Annotated in this window: 23 protein-coding genes; 19 read left to right on the top strand and 4 right to left on the bottom strand. The window is 37.0% G+C overall.

Annotated features, from left to right (window positions below; genetic code table 11):
- Positions 1–37 precede the first annotated feature (37 nt).
- The 4 genes from MHI04_RS22510 (at position 38) to MHI04_RS22495 (ending at position 3,435) form a co-directional block, all read left to right on the top strand.
- Complete coding sequence (locus MHI04_RS22510) at positions 38–910, top strand: mechanosensitive ion channel family protein (protein WP_036119525.1); 873 nt, start codon at positions 38–40, stop codon at positions 908–910.
- Positions 910–1,110, top strand: a complete 201-nt coding sequence (locus tag MHI04_RS22505; RefSeq protein ID WP_036119522.1) for a DUF951 domain-containing protein — start codon at positions 910–912, stop codon at positions 1,108–1,110. The genes MHI04_RS22510 and MHI04_RS22505 overlap by 1 nt, the downstream gene beginning before the upstream one ends.
- Before the next feature lie 99 nt (positions 1,111–1,209).
- Positions 1,210–2,310, top strand: a complete 1,101-nt coding sequence (gene ychF, locus MHI04_RS22500) for a redox-regulated ATPase YchF (RefSeq protein ID WP_036119519.1) — start codon at positions 1,210–1,212, stop codon at positions 2,308–2,310.
- 84 nt (positions 2,311–2,394) lie between these two features.
- A complete protein-coding gene (locus tag MHI04_RS22495) occupies positions 2,395–3,435 on the top strand; it encodes an acyl-CoA dehydrogenase (protein WP_342535223.1) in 1,041 nt (346 codons plus the stop codon).
- Positions 3,436–3,490: 55 nt separating this feature from the next.
- On the opposite strand, the gene MHI04_RS22490 is transcribed toward MHI04_RS22495, so the two are convergent.
- Positions 3,491–4,066 (bottom strand): DUF3267 domain-containing protein, encoded by a 576-nt coding sequence (locus MHI04_RS22490; RefSeq protein WP_036119514.1) that lies wholly within the window; start codon positions 4,064–4,066, stop codon positions 3,491–3,493.
- A gap of 166 nt (positions 4,067–4,232) precedes the next feature.
- On the opposite strand from MHI04_RS22490, the gene rpsF reads away from it, so the two are divergent.
- From rpsF to MHI04_RS22470, 4 genes are all read left to right on the top strand, one after another.
- Positions 4,233–4,520, top strand: a complete 288-nt coding sequence (gene rpsF / locus MHI04_RS22485; RefSeq protein ID WP_036119511.1) for a 30S ribosomal protein S6 — start codon at positions 4,233–4,235, stop codon at positions 4,518–4,520.
- Positions 4,521–4,563: 43 nt separating this feature from the next.
- Positions 4,564–5,136, top strand: a complete 573-nt coding sequence (ssb, locus tag MHI04_RS22480; protein ID WP_058844074.1) for a single-stranded DNA-binding protein — start codon at positions 4,564–4,566, stop codon at positions 5,134–5,136.
- 40 nt (positions 5,137–5,176) lie between these two features.
- Positions 5,177–5,413: a 30S ribosomal protein S18 gene (gene rpsR, locus MHI04_RS22475; protein WP_004233359.1), complete on the top strand. Its 237-nt coding sequence runs from the start codon at positions 5,177–5,179 to the stop codon at positions 5,411–5,413.
- Between the two features lie 218 nt (positions 5,414–5,631).
- Positions 5,632–5,766: a hypothetical protein gene (locus tag MHI04_RS22470; RefSeq protein WP_340809633.1), complete on the top strand. Its 135-nt coding sequence runs from the start codon at positions 5,632–5,634 to the stop codon at positions 5,764–5,766.
- 268 nt (positions 5,767–6,034) lie between these two features.
- Here MHI04_RS22470 and MHI04_RS22465 read toward each other — a convergent pair whose 3' ends face one another.
- Positions 6,035–6,232 (bottom strand): hypothetical protein, encoded by a 198-nt coding sequence (locus MHI04_RS22465; protein ID WP_036119346.1) that lies wholly within the window; start codon positions 6,230–6,232, stop codon positions 6,035–6,037.
- A gap of 9 nt (positions 6,233–6,241) precedes the next feature.
- Positions 6,242–6,940 (bottom strand): hypothetical protein, encoded by a 699-nt coding sequence (locus tag MHI04_RS22460; RefSeq protein ID WP_342535222.1) that lies wholly within the window; start codon positions 6,938–6,940, stop codon positions 6,242–6,244.
- Between the two features lie 885 nt (positions 6,941–7,825).
- Between MHI04_RS22460 and MHI04_RS22455 the strand changes: the two genes are divergently transcribed.
- The 5 genes from MHI04_RS22455 (at position 7,826) to MHI04_RS22435 (ending at position 14,098) form a co-directional block, all read left to right on the top strand.
- Positions 7,826–8,767 (top strand): YybS family protein, encoded by a 942-nt coding sequence (locus tag MHI04_RS22455; RefSeq protein ID WP_342535221.1) that lies wholly within the window; start codon positions 7,826–7,828, stop codon positions 8,765–8,767.
- 13 nt (positions 8,768–8,780) lie between these two features.
- Positions 8,781–10,751: a DHH family phosphoesterase gene (locus MHI04_RS22450; RefSeq protein WP_036119352.1), complete on the top strand. Its 1,971-nt coding sequence runs from the start codon at positions 8,781–8,783 to the stop codon at positions 10,749–10,751.
- Positions 10,751–11,197, top strand: a complete 447-nt coding sequence (gene rplI / locus MHI04_RS22445) for a 50S ribosomal protein L9 (RefSeq protein WP_342535220.1) — start codon at positions 10,751–10,753, stop codon at positions 11,195–11,197. Before MHI04_RS22450 ends, rplI begins: the two co-directional genes overlap by 1 nt.
- A 13-nt stretch (positions 11,198–11,210) precedes the next feature.
- The gene (dnaB, locus tag MHI04_RS22440; RefSeq protein ID WP_036119357.1) at positions 11,211–12,572 is read left to right on the top strand and encodes a replicative DNA helicase; all 1,362 of its coding nucleotides are present in this window, start codon (positions 11,211–11,213) and stop codon (positions 12,570–12,572) included.
- Positions 12,573–12,808: 236 nt separating this feature from the next.
- Positions 12,809–14,098: an adenylosuccinate synthase gene (locus MHI04_RS22435; RefSeq protein ID WP_036119360.1), complete on the top strand. Its 1,290-nt coding sequence runs from the start codon at positions 12,809–12,811 to the stop codon at positions 14,096–14,098.
- A gap of 49 nt (positions 14,099–14,147) precedes the next feature.
- On the opposite strand, the gene MHI04_RS22430 is transcribed toward MHI04_RS22435, so the two are convergent.
- A complete protein-coding gene (locus MHI04_RS22430; RefSeq protein ID WP_051891596.1) occupies positions 14,148–15,011 on the bottom strand; it encodes a YitT family protein in 864 nt (287 codons plus the stop codon).
- A 403-nt stretch (positions 15,012–15,414) separates the two neighbouring features.
- Here MHI04_RS22430 and MHI04_RS22425 point away from each other — a divergent pair, with 403 nt between their 5' ends.
- The 6 genes from MHI04_RS22425 (at position 15,415) to MHI04_RS22400 (ending at position 22,595) form a co-directional block, all read left to right on the top strand.
- On the top strand, positions 15,415–16,878 hold the full coding sequence (locus MHI04_RS22425; protein WP_058844077.1) for a M23 family metallopeptidase: 1,464 nt from the start codon (positions 15,415–15,417) through the stop codon (positions 16,876–16,878).
- A 214-nt stretch (positions 16,879–17,092) separates the two neighbouring features.
- Entirely contained in the window at positions 17,093–17,806 is a 714-nt protein-coding gene (yycF, locus tag MHI04_RS22420; RefSeq protein ID WP_036077923.1) for a response regulator YycF, read from the top strand.
- Between the two features lie 5 nt (positions 17,807–17,811).
- Positions 17,812–19,677 carry a cell wall metabolism sensor histidine kinase WalK gene (gene walK / locus MHI04_RS22415; protein ID WP_058844079.1) on the top strand — a complete coding sequence of 622 codons (1,866 nt, stop codon included), beginning with the start codon at positions 17,812–17,814 and terminating at the stop codon, positions 19,675–19,677.
- Positions 19,674–20,999: a two-component system activity regulator YycH gene (gene yycH / locus MHI04_RS22410; RefSeq protein WP_342535218.1), complete on the top strand. Its 1,326-nt coding sequence runs from the start codon at positions 19,674–19,676 to the stop codon at positions 20,997–20,999. Before walK ends, yycH begins: the two co-directional genes overlap by 4 nt.
- Positions 20,986–21,807 carry a two-component system regulatory protein YycI gene (gene yycI / locus MHI04_RS22405; RefSeq protein ID WP_036119375.1) on the top strand — a complete coding sequence of 274 codons (822 nt, stop codon included), beginning with the start codon at positions 20,986–20,988 and terminating at the stop codon, positions 21,805–21,807. The genes yycH and yycI overlap by 14 nt, the downstream gene beginning before the upstream one ends.
- Positions 21,807–22,595, top strand: coding sequence for an MBL fold metallo-hydrolase (locus MHI04_RS22400; RefSeq protein ID WP_036119378.1), 789 nt, complete (start codon positions 21,807–21,809; stop codon positions 22,593–22,595). The genes yycI and MHI04_RS22400 overlap by 1 nt, the downstream gene beginning before the upstream one ends.
- Positions 22,596–22,672: the final 77 nt, after the last annotated feature.

Genomic DNA, 22,672 nt, shown 5'->3' with positions numbered 1-22,672 from the left:
CGCAAATTTTTAGCAAGTTATTCAAGAGGTGGTAATTATGGAAGAGAATAAGAAATTAATGGAGAGATACTGGGATAAGCTCACATCTGAGGACCTTTGGGAATCGGTTATTAATGCATCTTTAGAGATATTGCTCATTTTATTAGCATCATGGATTGCAGTAAGATTAGGTAAAAAATTTATTAAAAAAGTGTTTTTAATACGAATGCGCTCCCCATTAAACCACTCAGAGCGACGCCAACGAACAATTGCAAGATTATTACAAAGTGTGATTTCCTATGTTGTTTATTTCTCTGCAATCATTGGTATTCTTTCTTCCTTAGAAATAAAGGTAGCAGGTTTATTGGCTGGTGCAGGGATTGTTGGTTTAGCAATTGGTTTTGGCGCTCAAAGTTTAGTGAAGGATGTTATTACTGGATTCTTTATTATCTTTGAAGATCAGTTTGGTGTAGGGGATTATATAAAAATTAACGCAGCAGAAGGTACGGTTGTAGAAATTGGTTTACGTACAACGAAAATTAATGGTGCTACAGGTGAGCAATTCATCATTCCAAATGGTGCAATTGGTGAGGTCGTCAATTATTCTGTTAACAACTCCAAAATTTTTATAGATTTACAAATGGCTACTGAGGCTGATTTTGAAAAAGCAGAGGCAATAATTAATAAGTATTTAGAAACATTACCAAAAATGCATAAAGAGCTAATAGCGACGCCAGTATTTTTAGGTGTGCAAAATGTTAAAGGGACAGAGGTAACGATACGAATAGCTGCTGAAACATTACCGCAGCAGCAATATGGAGTAGCACGTAGTATTCGCCGTGATGTTACCAAACTTTTTGAAGAAAATAATATACCAATGGCCTATCCAAAAATGATGTTCTATGGGAAAGAAGAAGGGAGAAGTGAATAATGGAAGCGAAAAAATTTGGTTTAAATGATATTGTTGAAATGAAGAAACAACATCCATGTGGTACTAATAAATGGAAAATCATTCGTATGGGGGCAGACGTACGTATCAAATGCGAAGGATGTCAGCATAGTGTAATGATTCCACGCCGCGACTTTGAGAAAAAAATGAAAAAGGTTTTAATTTCTGCTAATGAGGCGTAACATCAGGCATATTAGACTTTTTATGAGTGAATCAATATAATAGATAAGGTTATATGAGAGAAAAAATTTGAACTGAGTATAGAAAGGTTGTGTCCATTCATGGCATTAACAGCTGGAATCGTTGGTTTACCTAACGTTGGAAAATCAACATTATTTAACGCAATTACAAAAGCGGGCGCATTGGCTGCAAACTATCCATTCGCAACGATTGATCCAAACGTTGGTATCGTTGAAGTACCTGATGCACGTTTAGATAAATTAACAGAATTAGTTGTACCGAAAAAAACTGTACCAACTGCATTTGAGTTCACAGATATCGCAGGAATTGTAAAAGGTGCTTCCAAAGGTGAAGGATTAGGGAATAAATTCCTTGCTCATATTCGTGAAGTAGATGCAATTTGTCAGGTTGTACGTTGTTTTGTAGACGAAAACATTACGCACGTATCTGGTGCAGTAGACCCAATTGATGATATAGAGGTTATTAATCTGGAGCTTGCACTTGCTGACTTAGAATCTGTAGATAAACGTTTACAACGTGTTAGCAAAATGGCAAAACAAAAAGATAAAGAGGCTATGGTGGAAGAGCCAGTTCTTCTAAAAATTAAAGAGCAATTAGAAAACGGTAAACCGGCACGTGCGGCTGAGCTTTCTGATGATGAACTAAAGATAATTAAAGGTCTTCATTTACTAACAATTAAACCAATGCTATATGTAGCAAACGTTTCAGAAGATGAAGTAGCAGATGCTGACAATAATGAGTATGTGAAAAAAGTACGTGAGTATGCTTCAGCAGAAGGTGCTCAAGTTATTACAATTTGTGCAAAAATCGAAGAAGAAATTTCTGAGCTTGATGATGAAGAAAAAACTATGTTCTTAGAAGAACTTGGAATTAAAGAATCAGGCTTAGATCAGTTAATCCGTACTTCTTATGATTTATTAGGATTAGCTACTTACTTCACTGCAGGCGTACAAGAGGTACGTGCATGGACGTTCCGTAAAGGGATGAAGGCGCCACAATGTGCAGGTATCATCCATACGGATTTTGAACGTGGCTTTATTCGGGCAGAAACAGTTGCTTATGCTGATCTATTAGAGGCAGGTTCTCAAGCAGCAGCGAAGGAAGCTGGTAAAGTACGTCTTGAAGGTAAAGAATATGAAGTACAAGATGGCGATATTATGCTGTTCCGCTTTAATGTATAAAAACTGACAAGGGCAATCGAAAATGGTTGCCCTTTTTCGATTGTATCATTATCAGAATTTTTAACGTATGGAGGCGACTAACGCATGAATGCTTTGCAAATTAAGGAACGTGGTTTAGAGTTTGAGCAACTGGGGATGCTACCACAGGACGTCTTAGATTTTATTTATGAGCAACAATTATTTAAATTGTTCACGTCAAAAGAATTAGGTGGTAAGGATTTAGATTTAGTAGAGGGTGTAAAAGTATTTCAGCAAATGTCTGCACTCGATGGTAATGTCGGCTGGCTAATTACTATTGGTACAGGTGGAAATGCATTTATCCCAACATTCAGCCAGGATATTTGTGAGAAAATCTATATGCCTAAAGAAGCAGTCATAGCAGGCAGTGGTTATCCGACGGGAATAGCAGTAAAAACAGATGGAGGCTACTACATAACGGGGCAGTGGAAGTATTGTAGTGGCTCTAACTATGCGTCAACATTTACAATGAACTGCTATATTGAAGAAAATGGTGTCAAAACAGAAAAAATTATTAGCTGCTCAGTGAACCCGCAAGATGTTGAAATTTTGAACGATTGGTGTGCCATGGGCTTGAAGGCAACAGCAAGTCATACAATCCGTGTGAACAATGTTTGGATACCACAGGAAGCTACTTTTCAATTAGGTACAATCAGAAATAATTATGGCGATTCAGTACATAGCTTTCCATTTACCACTTTTGCGGAAGCTTCCTTTTTAAGTGTTTGTCTTGGGATAACAGAGAATTTTTTAGAAGAAGCAACTGTTTTAATGAAGCAACGAAATCATGATAGAAGCTGGGCTGAACATATTGGATCCCTTCAGTTTTTATTAATGCAACAGCAGAAACGTTACAAGCAATACGAGGAACAATTCTATACAACATTATCTAAATATTGGGAATTACATCAACGTGGTGATCAATTATCCGAAGAGGACTTATCACAATTTACACAAATGAGTAAGGATATTGCTGCAGCTTGCCTAGAGATAGCGAATAATTTAATACGCAGTCTTGGTATGGATGCTATTACAGAAACATCCACTATTAATCGTATTTGGAGAAATTTATACACAGCGGCCCAGCACGGATTTTTAACGCCTTAAATTAGAATCTGTAGCTAGTCATTTCTACGCTACAGATTCTTTGAATGATGAAGTGTTACTTTAGTGAGCTATCCTTTTCCAGTGGTAGATAGACATAAAGTTTCGGCAATTTGGGATCATCCCGTATCAAAGCATCTCTTGGATATTTTCGTAATTCTTTATACATGGCAAAATCACCTACTGCTCCTGCTATTAAAAAAGCCCCAATCAGGATCAAAACCGTACTATTGAGATAAAACCCAACGATGGTTGGAAGGATGCCGGTTGTCCAGAATGGCAGTAATAGAGCCTTTTTCATAGCGTGATTGAAAAGAGGCTGTTCAGTCGTCGCATAGGCAATGCCAAGCTCTAAATTGATGCCGTATTTTAAAGCCTTAAAGGGCACTTTGCCAAAAAACATAAAGCCAATTAAATGAAAAACCTCATGTAGGATAATAAAAATAATATACAACACCACGAACAGTGCTGTGCCACTAACCATGTTCCAAACAGAAAAATGAAAATCTTTAAAGCAAATATATTGAATAGCTGTAAATAATATGACAAGACCACTAGTGATCACAAAATTGTCGATCATTAATTTCTTTAAATCTAATTCGATAACAATAGGCTCTTTATTATTAGTTAGCATGAAGGCGCTCCTTTCAAATATACTGTCATTATATAATGAATTATTAGTTTGTGACTTGAAAGAAATGTATCTATATGTTACAATTCATTGATGTGAGTAATAATTAATTACTTGCTCCTTGCTCCCTTCAATAGGAGAGCCTAAGTCCATAAGGAGGTGTAAACAGATGAGAAAATACGAATTAATGTACATCGTACGTCCGAACATTGAAGACGAAGCGAAGAAAGCTTTAGTTGAACGTTTCAACGAAATCTTAACTTCTAACGGTGCAGAAGTCATCGAATCAAAAGAGTGGGGCAAACGCCGCTTAGCTTATGAAATTAAAGACTTCCGCGAAGGTTACTACCAAATCGTAAAAGTAAACGCTTCTTCAGATGCAATCAACGAATATACACGTCTTGCTAACATCAGCGAAGACATCATTCGCCACATTGCAGTTCGCCAAGAAGCTTAATAATTAATTTTTAACAAAACGCTGAAAAGGAGGTTGCATTCTGATGATAAACCGTGTCGTATTAGTCGGAAGACTAACAAAAGATCCTGAGCTACGTTATACACCAAATGGAATTGCGTCTACAAGATTTACAGTTGCTGTAAACCGTGCATTCTCAAATCAACAAGGTGAACGCGAAGCTGATTTCATTAGCTGTGTTGCATGGCGAAAACAGGCTGAAAACCTAGCGAACTTCATGCGAAAAGGAAGTTTAATTGGGGTAGAAGGCCGTATTCAAACAGGCAGTTATGAAGGACAAGACGGTAAGCGAGTATACACAACAGATGTCGTGGCAGATAGCGTACAGTTTTTAGAACCCCGTAATGGTAGCGGTGCACCTGCTCCTCAATACGGTGGTGGACAAACTTACGGTAATAACCAACCGTCATATGGCGGTGGTCAACCACAACAACAGTTTGGTGGCGGCGCAATGCCAGGACAGGGTTCCTATGGCGGCGATGCTTATCAGCAAAATCAACCACCTATGAATCAGCCGAATTATACACGTGTAGATGAGGACCCATTTGCGAATAGCAAAGGGCCAATAGAAGTATCTGAGGATGATCTTCCATTCTAATGCTTCTAAAATTATAAAAAAGATAAGGAGGAGACATACTATGGCACCACGTCGCGGAGGCCGCAAACGCCGTAAAGTTTGCTACTTCACTTCAAACAATATTACGCACATCGACTACAAAGATGTAGATTTATTAAAAAAATTCATCTCTGAGCGCGGTAAAATTTTACCACGTCGCGTAACTGGCACAAGTGCAAAGTACCAACGTAAATTAACTTCAGCTATTAAAGTATCTCGTATCATGGGATTACTTCCATTCGTAGCAGAAGACAAATAATATTAAAAAAAGTACAACATTGGTTATTGAACCTTTGTTGTACTTTTTTTATGTACTTAATTTCAAATATATGTAAAAATATTATAGCAATAGCTGCGGATTATTGTAGAGGTCTTAGATTTTATAAATATTTTAGAACAAAAAGGGTTATCATCAAATACTGTAAAAGGTTATTTAGAAGATTTAAAGGTTTTTTATTTATGGCTAAATAGGAGAGTTTGAAATTCTATGAAGTAAAGCCAGCAGATATACCGAACTTCATTGAGTTTATTGATAATCGTCAAGCTAGTAAAAAGGTTTCTCCTGCAACATTAAATCGTTACTTAGCAACAACTAGTTCCTTTTATAGTTAAAACAATAAAAGTGTGAGTTAATCTGAATATGTATCTGGTATAAACTTTCTAAATATATTATTCCATGAAAAGATATAGCTGGAGGACATATTTACTAAGCAGTTTTATAAACTGAAATTAGAAGGAACAAGTCAGAATTTATTTTCGAACGCTTAGACAAAATAAAACTGTATTCTTTTACCTCTTGTTTAAAATCATCCTCAGTAAAAAAGAGTAGTCAAAGTTGACTACTCCTTAATACCACGGCTTTATTCATTTAATAAATATATTACTCTCTTTTTGCATCTAATCGCCGACGAAATACTAAAGCCGAGACAGCGAAAATAACGAAAGCTAATGTTGAAGCAGCCGTAACCATCTGTAACACAATTCCTATTGGAGATTTGAACAACAAGGCGACCGAGATGATTAAAACGGCACCAGTTAAACCCATTCCTAAAATCGAGATTGCCAAAACCTTATTCATCTAATCACCTCACAGGTAGTTGAAACAAGCTACCGCTCCAGCAATACCCCCTGCACCAATAACAGCATATGCTCCAATACATGCAGCACAGATCGGAGCAGTTACTGGTGTCGGTGCTGCACACGAACCGCCACACGCAACCGCAATAATATAAGCCACCGTACCACCGACACCAAGTACTGCTCCAAGACAACTTGCCACTGCTCCTATACCCATCGGTTGAATCATAGATGGCTCTTCTGCAAGTAATTCTTCATCCGTCATATAAGCAATCCCAGCATCCTGAGATTTAACAAGTGTTCCATTCAAATACGTCGAAATCTGGAAATTTCCTAGCTCATTCTGGGTAACCAGCATTTCATTTGTCTGCAATACATTATGATCCTCATCTAAGAATACCGTTATATTACTAGGAAGGCTATAATCCCCATGCAAAGGAACTGTAACCGCCGTAACTCCATCACCAACAGTGTACACACTCGAACCTTCCAAATCAAATGCAGACACAGGAGCTACATTCTCAACTTTCCCCTTCTCGACTGCACGGAGCGTTGTATTAACCAGTTCCTTAGCAAGTTTGCCGGTAACTACAACAATACTCGGAGCATCCTCAGCTTGCACAGAAACATCTTTAGCTGGAGACAAACCTAAACAAAAAATAGTAAAGATCATTAATACTGGCAAATACATTTTTTTTGCCATCGACATAATAAAACCTCCCATTTTTAGTATTTTGTTACAAATTATTAATTCTACACCAAATCTAAATTTCCTTCTTTTTGGTAATTAATATATTTATCTGCAACAAAAAAGTAGACATTATTTTTTTGAGTTGATAACTCGTGCAATTAACACTTAACAGCCCTTGAGATTGCATCAAATACAGGATAGCTCTGCCTAATTCTGTATCTAACATGATTCTATCCCTCAAGGGCTTTTTGTGTTTAAAATACAAAGAAGAAAGGAGGGATTGGTCTAGAATAATAAAACTCAGATTATACATGTTTTTTTGTTTGATAGTGTTATCAATTGAATACACAAGGATTACATACTGTATGGTAAGAAGGAGACATACTATGGCACCACGTCACGCAAAGTTTGCTACTGCACTTCAAACAATATTACGCACATCGACTATAAAGATGTGGATTTATTAAAAAAATCCATCTCTGAGTGAGGTAAAATTTTACCACGTCGCGTAACTGGCACTAGCGCTAAGATTAACTTCAGCTATCAAAGTATCTCGTATCATGGATTCGTAGCAGAAGATAAATAAGATTGATGACGTTAAGGTAATGGACCTTACATCAACTTAAAAACCAGCATATTACGATATTCGAATCGGTATATGCTGGTTTTTTGTTATAGGTACAAGTCATTTCTTCAAGCCTAATATACGTTTTCTCTTCATGGACTGTTGAATTTGCACCAGTAATGTACCAAAGTATTTTATAAGCAAGCGCAATAATACTAAACAAGAATGATAAAATTAATGGCAATGCATATAGTGATCTAAGTGATTTTTGTTCAATACTATGAAAAAATGGTACAATAAAGGGTAGTAAGTTTGACTGAAAAAAAGGAAGGTTTTCAATGCCGAATAATCAAACAAAAGCGCTTGTACAAGGCTCAATGATGGTTGCACTTTTTACAATATTAATGCTGATTTCTGCATATGTACCATTCATCTTTATAGTAGCTTTATTATTCGCTCCTCTACCGATTGCTTGGTATAGTGCAAATTACAAGCGTTCCTCATCAATACTCGTCGCAATAGTAGGCTGTATCCTAACCACTATCACGAGTGGAATAACCATGCTACCGTTTGCCTTTATTTTAGGGCTATTAGGTGTCATTATTGGTAATGCAATTTATCTGAAGAAAAGTAAGCTCTATTTATTTATGTCAACAGGGATTGCTAATCTAATCTCCATGGCAATGGTTTATCTTGCCTATGTAAAACTTGCAGGAATTGACTTCATTAGCATGAGTTTAGAAATGGTTCGTAAAAATTATGAACAATCTAATGAATTTGCAAAAAGTGTAACGGGGCAAGTAGCTTTACAACCAGAACAGCTTGAGGCGATGCTTAAAACAATCGAGCTGACGATGCCTGCAACGATAACAATATCAGCATTTTTTGCTGCATTTATTATCATCACGTTAAATTTACCAGCTTTAAAACGACTAGGAGTAGATGTACCGAAGTTTGCTCCGTTCCAAAGTATGAGATTACCACGCTCTATTTTATGGTATTACATGATTGTTTTATGCATTAATCTGTTTATGCGTCCAGAGGCTGGTTCCACGTTAGATATAATTGTATTAAATGTTTCTTATATTTTATGGATTTTACTCATTCTACAAGGGATATCTTTTATCCATTATTTCATTTCTAAAAAGGGCATGCCAACGGGAGTAAAATGGGTAGCTACCGTATTAGCTATTCCGTTATCATCCTTCATGATTTTACTTGGTATTGTTGATTTAGGTTTTGACGTACGTGCACTTGTAAAGGGGAAAACTAAAGAATAAGGGGCTGATTGTAATGGGGACTTTTAGAAAACGACCAATTCGCTATCCGCTTTTTGTTCTTTCCATATTTGGAATTGTGACGTTCGTGCTTCTATGTATTTGGAATATCGGGATAGGTATCGGTTATGGGGTAGGTTTTATTTTATTAATGGCCTACACATGGAAGGTAGAAAAAATTGCTTTTGAAGAAACAGAAAAGCATATTGAATCCATTTCCTTCCGAATGAAAAAAGTAGGCGAAGAGGCATTGCTTGAAATGCCTATCGGGATATTGCTCGTTAACGAGCAATATGAAATCGAATGGTCGAATCCATATATGCAAGGTATCTTAAACATGGAATCATTAGTGGGAGAAGGTATTGTCGATATATCTGACGACATCTATGTATTAATGAAGACCGAGGAAACAAACGAGGCTACGATTACACTAAGTGATCGGAAATATCGTGTGTATTATAAAAAAGAGGAACGACTACTATACTTCTTTGATATAACGGAACAGATTGCCATTGAAAAGCAATACTATGCAGATCGTACAGTTATTGCTATCTTATTTGTCGACAATTATGATGAAATCACACAAGCTATGGACGACCAACCACGAAGTTTAACAAATACGATGGTTACGTCAATTGTCAATGAATGGGCTGCTGAGCATGGTGTATTTGTCAAACGAATATCATCAGATCGTTTTTTAGCGGTACTAAACGAATCTATTTTAACAGAGCTTGAAAAGAAAAAATTTGCTATTTTAGATACTATTCGAGAAAAAACAGCTCAGAAAAATTTATCATTAACATTAAGTATTGGTGTAGGGGCTGGATCATCATCACTAGTAGAGCTTGGTGAATTGGCACAATCGAGTCTAGATCTTGTATTAGGACGTGGCGGTGACCAAGTGGCGATCAAACAACCTACTGGAAAGCTTAAATTTTACGGTGGGAAAACGAATCCAGTTGAAAAGCGTACACGAGTTAGAGCTCGCGTCATTTCACACGCATTGCGTGATTTAATTCAAGACAGTGACCAAGTGTTTGTTATGGGACATAAAAATCCTGATATGGATTCCATAGGTGCATCTGTCGGTGTACGAAAAATGGCTCAGATGAATGATGTAAAAGGCTATGTCATTATAAACTTTGATGAATTAAATGGTAGTGTGACACGACTCATGAATGAAATTGAGAGTAAATCCGATTTCTATGAAAATTTCCTAACACCTGAGGAAGCTGCTGGGAAAATGACAGAAAAATCATTGCTCGTGATCGTAGATACTCATAAACCGAATTTAGTCATCGATGAACACTTATTGAAGCTAGCTGAAAAGGTTGTCGTAATCGACCACCATCGTCGAAGTGAGGACTTTATAGAAAATCCTACACTTGTTTATATGGAACCATATGCATCATCGACGGCTGAGTTAGTGACAGAGTTACTAGAATATCAGCCGAAGCGTGCAAAGATCAATATGCTAGAGGCTACTGCGTTACTGGCAGGCATTATTGTCGATACCAAAAGCTTTACACTTCGAACAGGAGCACGTACATTTGAAGCGGCTTCTTATTTACGAACGAATGGTGCTGATACAATATTGGTGCAGCGTCTTTTAAAAGAAGATGTGGACACCTATATTGAGCGCTCCAAAATTGTGCAAACCGTGCAATTTGTAAAACCTGGAGTAGCTATTGCTGTAGGAGAGGAATCGAAAGTGTATGACTCTGTTTTAATTGCACAAACAGCAGATATTTTACTAACCATGAAGGATGTTAGTGCATCCTTTGTCATTGCACATCGAGCAGATGGAAAAATTGGTATAAGTGCACGATCTCTAGGGGAGGTCAATGTACAGCTCATCATGGAAAGGCTTGGCGGCGGTGGACATTTAACGAATGCTGCCTGTCAAATAGAGGCTAAATCCATTGATGGTGTGAAAAAACATTTAGAAGAGGCCATAAATGAGGTCTTTGAAGGGAGTTCTGACTAATGAAAGTAGTATTTTTAAAAGACGTTAAAGGAAAAGGAAAAAAAGGTGAAATTAAAAATGTAGCTGATGGCTATGCACAAAATTTCCTGATTAAAAATGGCTATGCTGCTGAAGCAAATGCTCAAGCACTGAGTCAATTAGATGGACAAAAAAAATTAGAAGCTAAAAATGCAGCAGCTGAATTAGCTGAAGCACAAGCATTAAAAGAGAAATTAGAAGCGTTAACAGTTGAGGTAAAAGCAAAATCAGGTGAAGGTGGCCGCTTATTCGGCTCAGTATCAACAAAGCAAATTGCTGATTCATTACAAAAAGTACATGGCATTAAAATTGATAAACGTAAAATGACTTTACCTGATGGCATTCGTGCTCTTGGCTTTACAAATGTTCCTGTAAAATTGCACCATGAAGTATCAGCAACGTTAAAAGTACATGTAACGGAAGAATAAGGAGCGACGATCCATGAGTGAACCGATGATGGACCGCGTTCCACCGCATAACCGGGAGGCGGAGCAATCGGTTATCGGTGCAATATTTCTTGAACCACAGGCGTTAATAACAGCATCAGAAATTTTATTGGTGGATGATTTTTATTTAAATGCCCATAAGAAAATTTTCGAAACGATGCTACGCTTGAGTGATCAAGGAAAAGCGATAGATGTTGTAACAGTTACAGAAGAGTTATCAGCTAAAAAAGAGATTGAAGATGTTGGCGGGCTATCTTATTTACTAGAGCTCGCCAATGCTGTCCCTACAGCTGCTAATGTCGCACATTACGCCAAAATCGTTGAGGAAAAGGCGCTATTACGTCGATTGATTCGTGTAGCTACGAAAATCGTTGAGGACGGCTACACACGTGAGGACGAGGTAGAGGCATTATTAGGCGAAGCAGAGAAGAAAATGATGGAGGTTGCCAATCGAAAGAATGCTGGTGACTTTAAGCATGTTAAAGATGTGCTAGTGGAAACATTCGATAATATTGAGAAACTTCAATCACAAAAGGGAGATGTAACGGGTATACCGACAGGCTTCCGTGATTTAGACAATATTACGGCGGGCTTCCAGCGCAATGATTTAATTATTGTAGCAGCACGTCCTTCTGTAGGGAAAACGGCCTTTGCGTTGAATGTGGCGCAAAGTGTCGCCGTACAAGCGCGTGAGAATGTGGCAATATTTTCTTTAGAGATGGGTGCAGAGCAACTTGTCATGCGTATGCTTTGCGCAGAAGGCAATATTGATGCACAAGTTTTACGTACAGGTGCTTTAACTACGGATGATTGGGGTAAACTAACTATGGCAATGGGTAGTTTATCGAATTCAGGAATTTTTATTGATGATACACCAGGTGTACGAATCAATGAAATTCGTGCGAAATGTCGACGTTTAGCACAGGAAAATGGACTCGGAATGATCTTAATCGATTATTTACAGTTAATTCAAGGTAGTGGCAAACCGGGAGAAAACCGTCAGCAAGAAGTATCGGAGATTTCACGTTCCTTAAAGGGACTAGCCCGTGAATTAAAGGTTCCTGTTATTGCACTATCACAGCTATCTCGTGGGGTTGAGCAGCGACAGGATAAACGACCAATGATGAGTGACTTACGTGAATCGGGAAGTATTGAGCAAGATGCTGATATTGTTGCCTTTTTATATCGTGATGACTATTACGATAAAGAATCTGAGAGTAAAAATATGATCGAAATTATTATTGCAAAACAGCGTAATGGTCCAACAGGAACCGTTACACTGGCCTTTAAAAAGGAATTCAATAAGTTCATTAATGTGGATTGGTCTCAAATGCCACCACCACCGCCACGTGATTAGTCGTTATTCAGATAAGTTGCCTCTTAAGTAATGCAATATTACCCATAGATTAAATTAATCTGAATGTTCGATAATATTCATATCATTCTGTTATTAAACACGAACGTTGAATCAGATTTTTTGATTTTATGTTCGTGTTTTTTCACTGTTTTTTATTGACGGGGCGTTTCTATCATTGTTACAATGATTGAGGCTTGAAAATTGAGATACAAAGGTATCTAACGGAGGTGCTGATTATGACATCAGTAGTAGTTGTAGGAACACAGTGGGGAGACGAAGGGAAAGGTAAAATTACAGATTTCCTTTCGCAAAAAGCCGATGCAATCGCTCGCTTTGCAGGTGGAGATAATGCAGGACATACCATTAAAATTGATGGTGAAACATACAAACTACATTTAATTCCATCAGGGATCTTCTATAAAGAAAAAACTTCAGTAATTGGTAATGGATTAGTTGTCAATCCAAAGTCATTAGTAACAGAGCTTAAAGGTTTACAGGAGCGCGGCATTAATACAGATAATCTACGTATTTCTAATCGTGCACATGTTATTTTGCCTTATCATATTAAGCAAGATATTGCAGATGAAGAAAGTCGTGGCGATAATAAAATCGGCACAACTTGTAAAGGGATTGGACCTTGCTATCAAGATAAAGTAGCGCGTATTGGAATCCGTATGGCTGATTTACTTGATAAGGAAATCTTTGAAGAAAAACTACGTCATAATTTAGCCATTAAAAATAAATTATTTGAGAAATTCTATGAAGTTGAAGGCGTAACATTCGAAGAAATTTTCGAGGAATACTATGGCTATGGACAAGAAATCGCAAAATATGTAGCAGATACATCTAAAATCTTAAATGATGTCCTTGATGAAGGCGGCAAAGTGTTGTTTGAAGGTGCACAAGGAATTTTACTTGATGTCGATCAAGGTACGTATCCATATGTAACATCTTCAAATCCAGTTGCAGGTGGTGTAGCGATTGGAGCAGGTGTTGGTCCATCACGTGTGACAAGTGTTATTGGCGTATCGAAGGCCTATACATCTCGTGTAGGAGATGGTCCTTTCCCAACAGAATTATTTGATGAAGTGGGTCAACAAATTCGTGAGGTTGGTCGCGAATACGGTACAACAACAGGTCGTCCACGTCGTGTAGGTTGGTTCGATACAGTCGTTGTTCGTCATTCACGTCGTGTAAGTGGAATTACACATCTTGCACTTAACTCTATTGACGTTTTATCTGGTTTAGAAACAGTAAAAATCTGTACAGCATATAACTATAAAGGTGAAACAATTACGGAGTATCCAGCAAATCTTCATATTATTGAACAATGTGAGCCGATCTATGAAGAGCTTCCAGGCTGGTCAGAGGATGTAACGAGCTGCCGCACTTTAGAAGAGCTACCTGAAAACGCACGACGCTATGTAGAGCGCATCAGTGAGTTAACTGGCATTCAAATTGCTACTTTCTCAGTGGGACCTGCTCGTGAGCAAACAAATGTTTTAGTGGATGTTTGGGAAGCCTAATAAAGTAAAATAAATTGAAATGGGCGTGCCATATGAGGTACGCCCATTTTTAGTGAATATCCCTTTTCTTAAAGCGACCGCCTTTTACCTCGGCGATATTACCGATGGCTAAAAATGCATTGTCATCAATTTCTGCAACAATTGATTTTAACTTCGCTTCTTCTAAACGAGTAATAACGGTAAAGATAACTTTCTTATCGTTCCCCGTATAAGCCCCCTCCCCATGAAGGAAGGTAACACCACGACCAAGTCGATCCATAATCGTTTGTCCAATTTCATCAATTTCATCACTTATGATATAAACCGATTTTGATTCTTCTAATCCTTGAATAACAATATCAATCATTTTATAGGCAATATAGTATGCAATGATGGAGTACATGGCCTGCTCCCAATTAAAAACAAAACCTGCCACTGCAAAAATAATGACGTTGAAGATCATAATGATTTCCCCGACTGAAAACGGTGTCTTGCTATTAAATAAGATGGCTAATATTTCAGTTCCATCCAATGAACCACCATAACGAATGACAATACCGACACCAACGCCTAAAATCATTCCACCAAAAACTGTAGCCAATAGTGTGTCTTCCGTAAATGGATGTATGTTATGTAAGGCAAGTGTTGCTAACGAAAGTACAGTAATACCGAGCCCTGTAGAAATAGCAAAGGTTTTCCCAATTTGTTTATAGCCTAAAAAAATAAAAGGTAAGTTTAAAATGAAGATGAAAATACCAAGGGGTAAATTTAATAAATGAGATGTGATAATGGAAACGCCTACGATGCCTCCATCCATGATGTGGTTAGGTACTAAAAATAGCTCCAAGCCCAATGCCATTATTATTGCACCTAGCGGAACCATAATAATCCTAAGAAAAATTTTACGCATATTATTTTTCTGCATTCTCAACATTTTTGTTGAGATCTCAGAGGTTTGTGAATCACTCAATTTAATCGCTCCAATCAAATAATGTATTTTCTTTTATAGTTTATCGGAATATTAAAAAAGTAAAAAGTATTAAGTCGAAATTCACTTGAAAAAATTTAGAGATTAATATACCAATGGCTCAATATAGTTTATTTTATCCTTCTATAGGCAGGTGTTTTTTATAACCTAATATATGAATAAAAATACAGTAATTACTAACTATATAAAATTTATTCTATGTAACAATTAGTAGATAAATAATACATTTACATTACAAAAGGGTGAAATCATTCAAACGCCATTTTCTTTATGGTAAATTATAAGGGTGCAAAAAATCCTTGTGGGTAAATCATCCTACTATAGGGTAAAGTTGGAAGGGGCTTTATTGATGAATTCGTTTTGGAAAAGAAAAGAAGAAAACAATAGATTCACCTACAATTTTTCTTCTTTTAAAAAGGCTTCAATCGTTGCAGTTTTAATGACCAGCCTAACGATTAATATGGGTTTTGCTAAGGAATATAATAAAGAAAACTTAAATAAAATTTTCCACGTTTATGTGGGAAATGAATATATTGGTGCAGTATCTGATGAGAAAGCTATTCAAGAAATTATTGCCTCAAAGGAAAAAGTAGCGAGTCAGCAATTCAAAGGATTATCGATTGATGCTAGTTCAGCTGTTAAAATAATCCCGGAGCAAGTATTTGCGAATGAAACAAAAGATGCGGAAACGTTATCCAAACTTGAGCAATCTTTAGTAGCAAAATCCGATGCTTTTACATTATTAGTTGATCATAAACCGGTTGTATCATTAGAGAATACAGAGGCTTATGAAAAGACTGTCCAATTGTTAAAGCTACAATATGTTTCTCAGCAAGAATTAGATAAACTTGCTGAAACCCAGCAAGCTATTAACAATTTACCTGAATTACAAAATGGTGAATCTCGTCTATTAGATATTTCGTTTAAACAGGGAGTTTCGGGATTGTCGCAAAAAGTTACACCGACTGAAATTGTATCGCCTGAGCAAGCGGTAAAATATTTAATGACAGGCTATCTTGAGCAAGAGACATATAACATTCAATCAGGTGATGTGTTAGGGTCGGTTGCTAAAAAACACAATTTAACAACAAGCGAACTATTAGCATTGAATCCTGACATTACAGTGGATACAGTTTTACAAATTGGACAAGCACTAAATGTTACAGTGGCAAAACCGTTTGTAACACTTGAAGTGAAAAAGGAAAAGAAAGTTGCAGATGAAATTCCATTTAAAAAAGTGGTCAAAGAAGACCCTACAATGTATAAAGGCGAAAAAGTAATTAAACAAGAAGGCGCTAATGGAAAAAAAGAAACAACCTATGCATTAACGTCTGAAAATGGAGCACAAACTTCAAAAGTTGCATTAGCAGAAAAGGTTATTCAACAACCAGTAGATCAAATTGAAGTAGTTGGTACAAAGGTAATTTCTTCACGAGGAACTGGTGAATTTGCATGGCCAGCAGTAGGAGGCTATATTTCAAGTGGCATGGGTGAACGTTGGGGAGCCTTCCATCGAGGTATAGATATCGCTCGTCCAAGTAACTACAATATTTTAGCTGCTGATAATGGCGTAGTTGTTGCAGCTGGTACTTCAGGCAGCTATGGTAATCGCATTGTTATCAATCACAATAATGGCTATACGACACTTTATGGGCACCTATCTTCAATTAATGTTGAAGTGGGCCAAGTAGTGGAAAAGGGTTCTGTAATTGGAATAATGGGTTCTACTGGAAATTCGACAGGTACACATTTACACTTTGAAGTTGAAAAGAACGGTTCATTAGAGAATCCGTTATCTTATGTAGGTCGATAAACATGTGGAATAGAAGGCAGTCCAAATGGTGGGCTGTCTTTTTTCAATTATTTCCCGAGAAATAATTGTTGGAATATATCATTTTCTGTCACAGTATAAGATGGATTGAATATCGATTAATGCATAGAACTCGAAAGCATGATAGAGTTAAGAGTAGTGAATTTACAAATACACATTGTTTAAGAATAGATAAAAAGCGAAAGGGAGAGAATGAATGAACAAAACCATTTTAGTTGTTGACGATGAAAAACCAATCGCAGATATTTTGCAATTTAATTTGATAAAAGAAGGCTATAAAGTTATTTGTGCTTATGATGGTGATGAGGCATTAAAAAAAGTAGAGGAAGAGCAACCAGATTTAATGCTTTTAGATATCATGCTACCAAAGCGCGATGGAATGGAAGTGTGTAGAGAAGTACGTAAAAAATACGATTTCCCTATTATTATGCTAACTGCTAAGGGCTCTGAGATTGATAAAGTATTAGGATTAGAGATGGGCGCAGATGATTATGTCACAAAGCCATTTAGTACAAGAGAGCTGATTGCACGTGTGAAGGCTAATATGCGCCGTCTACAAGTTGTTGCTCCTGCAGCAGAAGAGGCTGAGGAAGAGTCTAATGAGATTGTTGTGGGATCTCTTGTTATCCAACCAGATGCTTATTTAGTAATGAAGCGTGATGAAGCAATTGAACTGACACATCGTGAATTTGAATTACTTCATTATTTAGGAAAACATATTGGTCAGGTCATGACACGAGAGCACCTACTACAAACAGTATGGGGCTATGATTACTTTGGTGATGTACGAACAGTTGACGTAACAATTCGTCGTTTACGGGAAAAAATTGAGGATAATCCTAGTCATCCCGCTTGGATCGTCACACGACGTGGTGTAGGTTATTATTTACGAAATCCTGAACAGGAGTAATAGGAATGCAGAAAGTGAGCTTCTTTAAATCCATTCATGTCAAACTAGTGCTGATTTATATTTTATTAATATTGCTTGCCTTACAAATTATCGGTATCTATTTCGCTCGTGAATTAGAACGAAATTTGAAGAGCAACTTCCAAGATTCCATTTTTCAGCGTGTCGACTTGATGCAATATAGTATTCGTGAAGAAATATTAAAGGAACGCGATGAAAGCATGCCTAAATTAGAAGAAAGTCTAAAATCCATTGTGATGGAGTTTTCTACTGGTTTAAAGGATGTTTCGAATGGAGATATTTTAGAAATTCGTGTTATTGATGATAGACAAAGAATTCTTGCCACATCGGAGCTTGAAAATCAAAATTTAATCGGACAACGTTCTAATACGGATCTAGTGCGTCGAGCCATATCTGCTGAAACACTCTTTGACATCATTAAACTAGACAATAAAACGAGAAATCGAGTGTGGGTATTAGCGAATCCGATTAGAGCTGGTGCAGGACCAGACGATGAAATTATCGGTGTTCTCTATATTGAAGCTAATATTGAATCCGTTTTTGAACAAATGAATGACATTAACCGAATTTTCCTTGGTGGTACGGCTATGTCCTTAGTTATTACCATCTTCTTAGGTATTCTTGTTGCACGAACGATTACACAGCCAATTGCTGATATGCGAAAGCAGGCTCAGGCGATGGCAAAGGGGAACTATTCTCGGAAAGTACGAGTATACGGTACGGATGAAATAGGACAGCTAGCCATTACCTTTAATCATTTAACCAATCGTTTACAAGAAGCACAATCGACAACAGAAGCCGAACGTCGAAAGCTAGATTCGGTTCTGACTAATATGACAGATGGCGTTATCGCGACCGATCGCAAAGGACGTATAATTCTGATTAATGACCCTGCACTAGAATTACTGCATATTTCAAGAGATATTACATTAGGGCGTCCTATCGCCTCTGTATTGGGAATTGATCAGGAATATGGCTTTGAAGACTTAATTCATATGAATGATGCGATCAATTTAAACTTTAGTACAGCCGATGCACCTTATATACTTCGTGCTAATTTCTCTGTTATTCAAAAAGAGACTGGTTTTATTAACGGTCTAATTACTGTACTACACGATATAACAGAGCAGGAAAAGATTGAAATGGATCGTCGAGAATTTGTATCGAATGTATCACATGAGTTAAGAACGCCGTTAACAACGATGAATAGTTATTTAGAGGCACTAGCAGATGGGGCATGGAAAGATGAAAATATTGCTCCGACATTTTTAAATGTGACACAAACCGAAACAGAGCGAATGATTCGTCTAGTGAATGATTTATTACAATTATCAAGAATGGATAGTTCGGATTATGAGTTGAATAAAGATATTGTGTTATTCAATTCATTCTTTAACCGTATTATCGACCGATTTGAAATGTCTAAATCGGATAAAGTCCAGTTTGAACGATTATTCCCTGAAACATCCTTCTATGTAGAAATTGATACGGATAAGGTGACACAAGTCATCGATAATATCATTTCGAATGCCATTAAATATTCACCAGATGGCGGTAATATTCGCTTTGGCTTTACTGGACAAGAGGACATGCTGAAGGTCATGATTTCTGATGATGGCATGGGTATTCCTAAAGAAAATGTAGGGCGTATTTTCGATCGTTTCTATCGTGTGGATCGTGCACGTGCTCGTTCTATGGGAGGAACAGGTTTAGGATTAGCTATTGCGCGGGAAATGATTGAAGCTCACGGTGGGAAGATTTGGGCTGAAAGTGAGGAAGGACACGGTACAACGATTTTCTTCACATTACCATATGATGCAGATGAATTTGGTGAGGCAGGTGAGTGGGAATGAAATATATAGAGCCAGTTAAATCTGTTGTATTATTTCTACTTGTCATGTTAAGTGTGGTCTTAACTTTTTTGATTTGGACCTACACACCTGATTATAAATTTATTGAAAAAACAACAGGAGAGGAAATTCTCATTAAGCCACAAAAGGATATGGAGGATATTATTCGTCCGTACAAGGCTATTTTCCGTTCCGATGAAGAATTTACAGGTACAGTATCTAATGCTGCAATGAAGGATATGATGAAGGCTTTTAAAGGCTGGAATATTCTTGACCTAGTACCTGTTAACAATAATCTATCTCCAAACTATGTGAATCAAATTATTAGTGCAGATAATCGGATGACCATCTTCTTTACTGGTGAAATTCCGTTTTCAGCCTTTAACACGATTTTTCAGTTTACGGACAAGGAATTACCCGAAACAACGTTCAATCGTATGATTATCGATTGGAGTAATTATAATAGCAAGGATCTAATGCTTTATTATATTAGCAGCAATAACCAATCATTATTCCGTTCACATGTCAGTGTGCCAAACGTAAATCAGTTTATCAAAGAAGTCATAGAGCCTGCGAAAAAATATGAAGCTTTTAAAGAAGTTGAGCGCGAAGGCCAGACATCTCTTTATGTAGCTAGTAATAAAATGGAATCTGTAAAATTTACGTACTATATTGAAGAAATCACACCAGAATTATTTAAAAATGTGTTATTCCCAGAACCAAATATTGTCCAGCGTAATGTTGAAAGTGCATCCTCTGAAAAATATACAGATGGTATGTCCTTAATGACATTAGACACAAATCTCAAATCATTAAACTATGTTTATCCAGCGGCAGAAAGCAGTATACGAATTGAGCCATCGAAGCTTCTTAAAGATAGCTTTGAATTTATCAATGAACATGGAGGATTTACAGCAGATTTTCGTTATGCTTCAACGAGCATCAATAAAAATCAAATGGATTATCAATTATACTTACAAGGTTTACCTGTCTATAGCAATCATGTCATTACTCGAATGACGACAATTTGGGGAGATAGCCGGATTTTCCATTATAAGCGTCCATACTTTTCATTAGATATGGATATTGAAGCAGAGAAGGAAATTAAAGAACTACCTTCTGGTACAGAGATTGCTGAGAGATTAAAAAATGCTAATAACATTGCCTTATCAGATATTGAGGAACTTGTATTGGGCTATTATTTAACGCAAAATCAAGAACTGAATATCTTTACATTTGAACCTTGTTGGTTTGTTATTCGTAATGGTACATGGATTAAACTGACGCCTGAAGTTTTAGGAGGTGTTAAAAATGGATTGGAATAGAACAAAATCTATTTTTATATTCGTTTTTTTAATTCTCAACATCTTCTTATATACACTTTATGTAAATCGCTATAATGAAGCAAAAGATATTGAAGTACCTGGTGAAAAAACGATCGAAGCTCGTTTAAAAGATGATAATATTACGTATGGCTCATTACCAAATAATATTGAATCGGCCTCTTATATTACAGCCCAAGTACATAAATTCACAAAGGCTGAATTTAAAGATACTAATCAACAGGTCACCCCTACGGATGACAATACAAAGGCTCGTGCTATTTTCATGAAGCCTGTTAAATTACGTAATGTGAATGATGATGCAAGCTTTACAGATTTTGTTCTAGCCAATGTCAATGAAGGAGCATCGTATGCTTTATGGAAAATAGATCGAGAAGAACGCGTCGCTGTTTTTTTCCAAAAGACGAATAATCGAATGTTCTATTATAATGGTTCATTAAAAATAAAATGGAATACAAATGACGAAGTAATAATGTATGAACAAACAATGATTGATAATATTGAAGAAATGGAGCAGCAGGAAACGGTTATTCCACCACTTCAAATTATTCAAACATTGTATGCAAAAGGACCGCTCAAACCAGACTCGCGCATTACACAAATGAAGTTAGGTTACTCCACGCTCGTTAAATTAACGCGTACACAGGTACTGGTGCCAACGTGGGAGGTTCAAGTGAAATTACCTGATGGAGGAAAAGAGGAGTACTTTGTCAATGCAGTAGAAGGTAAAGTCATTGAAATCCAGGAGGACAAGCAGGAGAGCGGAGAAGAAGACTGGGGAGTTGAATAATGCGATTTAGTGTTTTAGCAAGTGGCAGTACAGGAAATTCGATTTATGTAGAGAATGACGACCATGCTTTTATTGTCGATGCGGGACTTAGTGGGAAAAAGATGGAGCAGCTCTTTACAAAAATCGACCGTAATATGAAGCAGCTTAGTGGCATTTTTGTTACACATGAGCATAGTGATCATATTAAGGGAATTGGTGTACTGGCACGAAAATATAGTGTACCAATTTATGCAAACGCCAAAACATGGCAGGCAATGGATGGGCTAGTTGGTGATATTCCTGTAGAACAGCGTTTTGAATTTGAAATGGATACAGTGAAGTATTTTGGTTCTTTAGCTGTTGAGTCCTTTGCCGTTTCACATGATGCAGCAGATCCAATGTTCTACACTTTCCATGAGAATGATCGCAAGCTGGTCATTATTACAGATACCGGCTATGTCAGTGATCGTATGAAAGGGATTATCCGTGGAGCAGATTCCTTTGTTTTTGAAAGTAATCATGATGTCAACATGCTTCAAATGGGACGTTATCCTTGGTCCATTAAACGTCGTATATTAAGTGATGTAGGACATGTGTCTAATGAGGATGCAGCTATCGCAATGAGTGAAGTTGTATTTGATAAGACGACCAATATTTATCTTTCGCATTTAAGTAAAGATAATAATATGAAAGAGTTGGCACGCATGAGTGTCTCTCAAACTTTGCAATCTTGTGGCATCCTTGTCGGTGAGCATGTTCATCTCTTTGATACAGATGCAGAAGAACCAACAAAATTAGTCACGGTTTAATCATAAGCTATTTAGGCAAAACTTGGAGCTGTTCAAGGCATTTAAAAAAATGCTTTGGGCAGCTATTTTTATGCCCA

The sequence above is a fragment of the Lysinibacillus sp. FSL K6-1151 genome, assembly GCF_038630755.1.
Classification (GTDB): domain Bacteria; phylum Bacillota; class Bacilli; order Bacillales_A; family Planococcaceae; genus Lysinibacillus; species Lysinibacillus fusiformis_D.
This window is presented reverse-complemented; position numbering and strand designations above follow the sequence as displayed.

Excerpts from the sequence above, each read along its gene's own strand:
- MHI04_RS22465 (WP_036119346.1), bottom strand. The coding sequence starts at position 6,232 with ATGAATAAGGTTTTGGCAATCTCGATTTTAGGAATGGGTTTAACTGGT.
- MHI04_RS22460 (WP_342535222.1), bottom strand. The coding sequence starts at position 6,940 with ATGTCGATGGCAAAAAAAATGTATTTGCCAGTATTAATGATCTTTACT.
- walK (WP_058844079.1), top strand. The coding sequence starts at position 17,812 with ATGCAGAAAGTGAGCTTCTTTAAATCCATTCATGTCAAACTAGTGCTG.
- MHI04_RS22435 (WP_036119360.1), top strand. The coding sequence starts at position 12,809 with ATGACATCAGTAGTAGTTGTAGGAACACAGTGGGGAGACGAAGGGAAA.
- rplI (WP_342535220.1), top strand. The coding sequence starts at position 10,751 with ATGAAAGTAGTATTTTTAAAAGACGTTAAAGGAAAAGGAAAAAAAGGT.
- yycH (WP_342535218.1), top strand. The coding sequence starts at position 19,674 with ATGAAATATATAGAGCCAGTTAAATCTGTTGTATTATTTCTACTTGTC.
- MHI04_RS22450 (WP_036119352.1), top strand. The coding sequence starts at position 8,781 with ATGGGGACTTTTAGAAAACGACCAATTCGCTATCCGCTTTTTGTTCTT.
- ssb (WP_058844074.1), top strand. The coding sequence starts at position 4,564 with ATGATAAACCGTGTCGTATTAGTCGGAAGACTAACAAAAGATCCTGAG.
- MHI04_RS22490 (WP_036119514.1), bottom strand. The coding sequence starts at position 4,066 with ATGCTAACTAATAATAAAGAGCCTATTGTTATCGAATTAGATTTAAAG.
- MHI04_RS22400 (WP_036119378.1), top strand. The coding sequence starts at position 21,807 with ATGCGATTTAGTGTTTTAGCAAGTGGCAGTACAGGAAATTCGATTTAT.
- dnaB (WP_036119357.1), top strand. The coding sequence starts at position 11,211 with ATGAGTGAACCGATGATGGACCGCGTTCCACCGCATAACCGGGAGGCG.
- MHI04_RS22455 (WP_342535221.1), top strand. The coding sequence starts at position 7,826 with ATGCCGAATAATCAAACAAAAGCGCTTGTACAAGGCTCAATGATGGTT.
- MHI04_RS22505 (WP_036119522.1), top strand. The coding sequence starts at position 910 with ATGGAAGCGAAAAAATTTGGTTTAAATGATATTGTTGAAATGAAGAAA.
- ychF (WP_036119519.1), top strand. The coding sequence starts at position 1,210 with ATGGCATTAACAGCTGGAATCGTTGGTTTACCTAACGTTGGAAAATCA.
- rpsF (WP_036119511.1), top strand. The coding sequence starts at position 4,233 with ATGAGAAAATACGAATTAATGTACATCGTACGTCCGAACATTGAAGAC.
- MHI04_RS22425 (WP_058844077.1), top strand. The coding sequence starts at position 15,415 with ATGAATTCGTTTTGGAAAAGAAAAGAAGAAAACAATAGATTCACCTAC.
- yycF (WP_036077923.1), top strand. The coding sequence starts at position 17,093 with ATGAACAAAACCATTTTAGTTGTTGACGATGAAAAACCAATCGCAGAT.
- MHI04_RS22430 (WP_051891596.1), bottom strand. The coding sequence starts at position 15,011 with ATGTTGAGAATGCAGAAAAATAATATGCGTAAAATTTTTCTTAGGATT.
- MHI04_RS22510 (WP_036119525.1), top strand. The coding sequence starts at position 38 with ATGGAAGAGAATAAGAAATTAATGGAGAGATACTGGGATAAGCTCACA.
- yycI (WP_036119375.1), top strand. The coding sequence starts at position 20,986 with ATGGATTGGAATAGAACAAAATCTATTTTTATATTCGTTTTTTTAATT.
- MHI04_RS22495 (WP_342535223.1), top strand. The coding sequence starts at position 2,395 with ATGAATGCTTTGCAAATTAAGGAACGTGGTTTAGAGTTTGAGCAACTG.
- rpsR (WP_004233359.1), top strand. The coding sequence starts at position 5,177 with ATGGCACCACGTCGCGGAGGCCGCAAACGCCGTAAAGTTTGCTACTTC.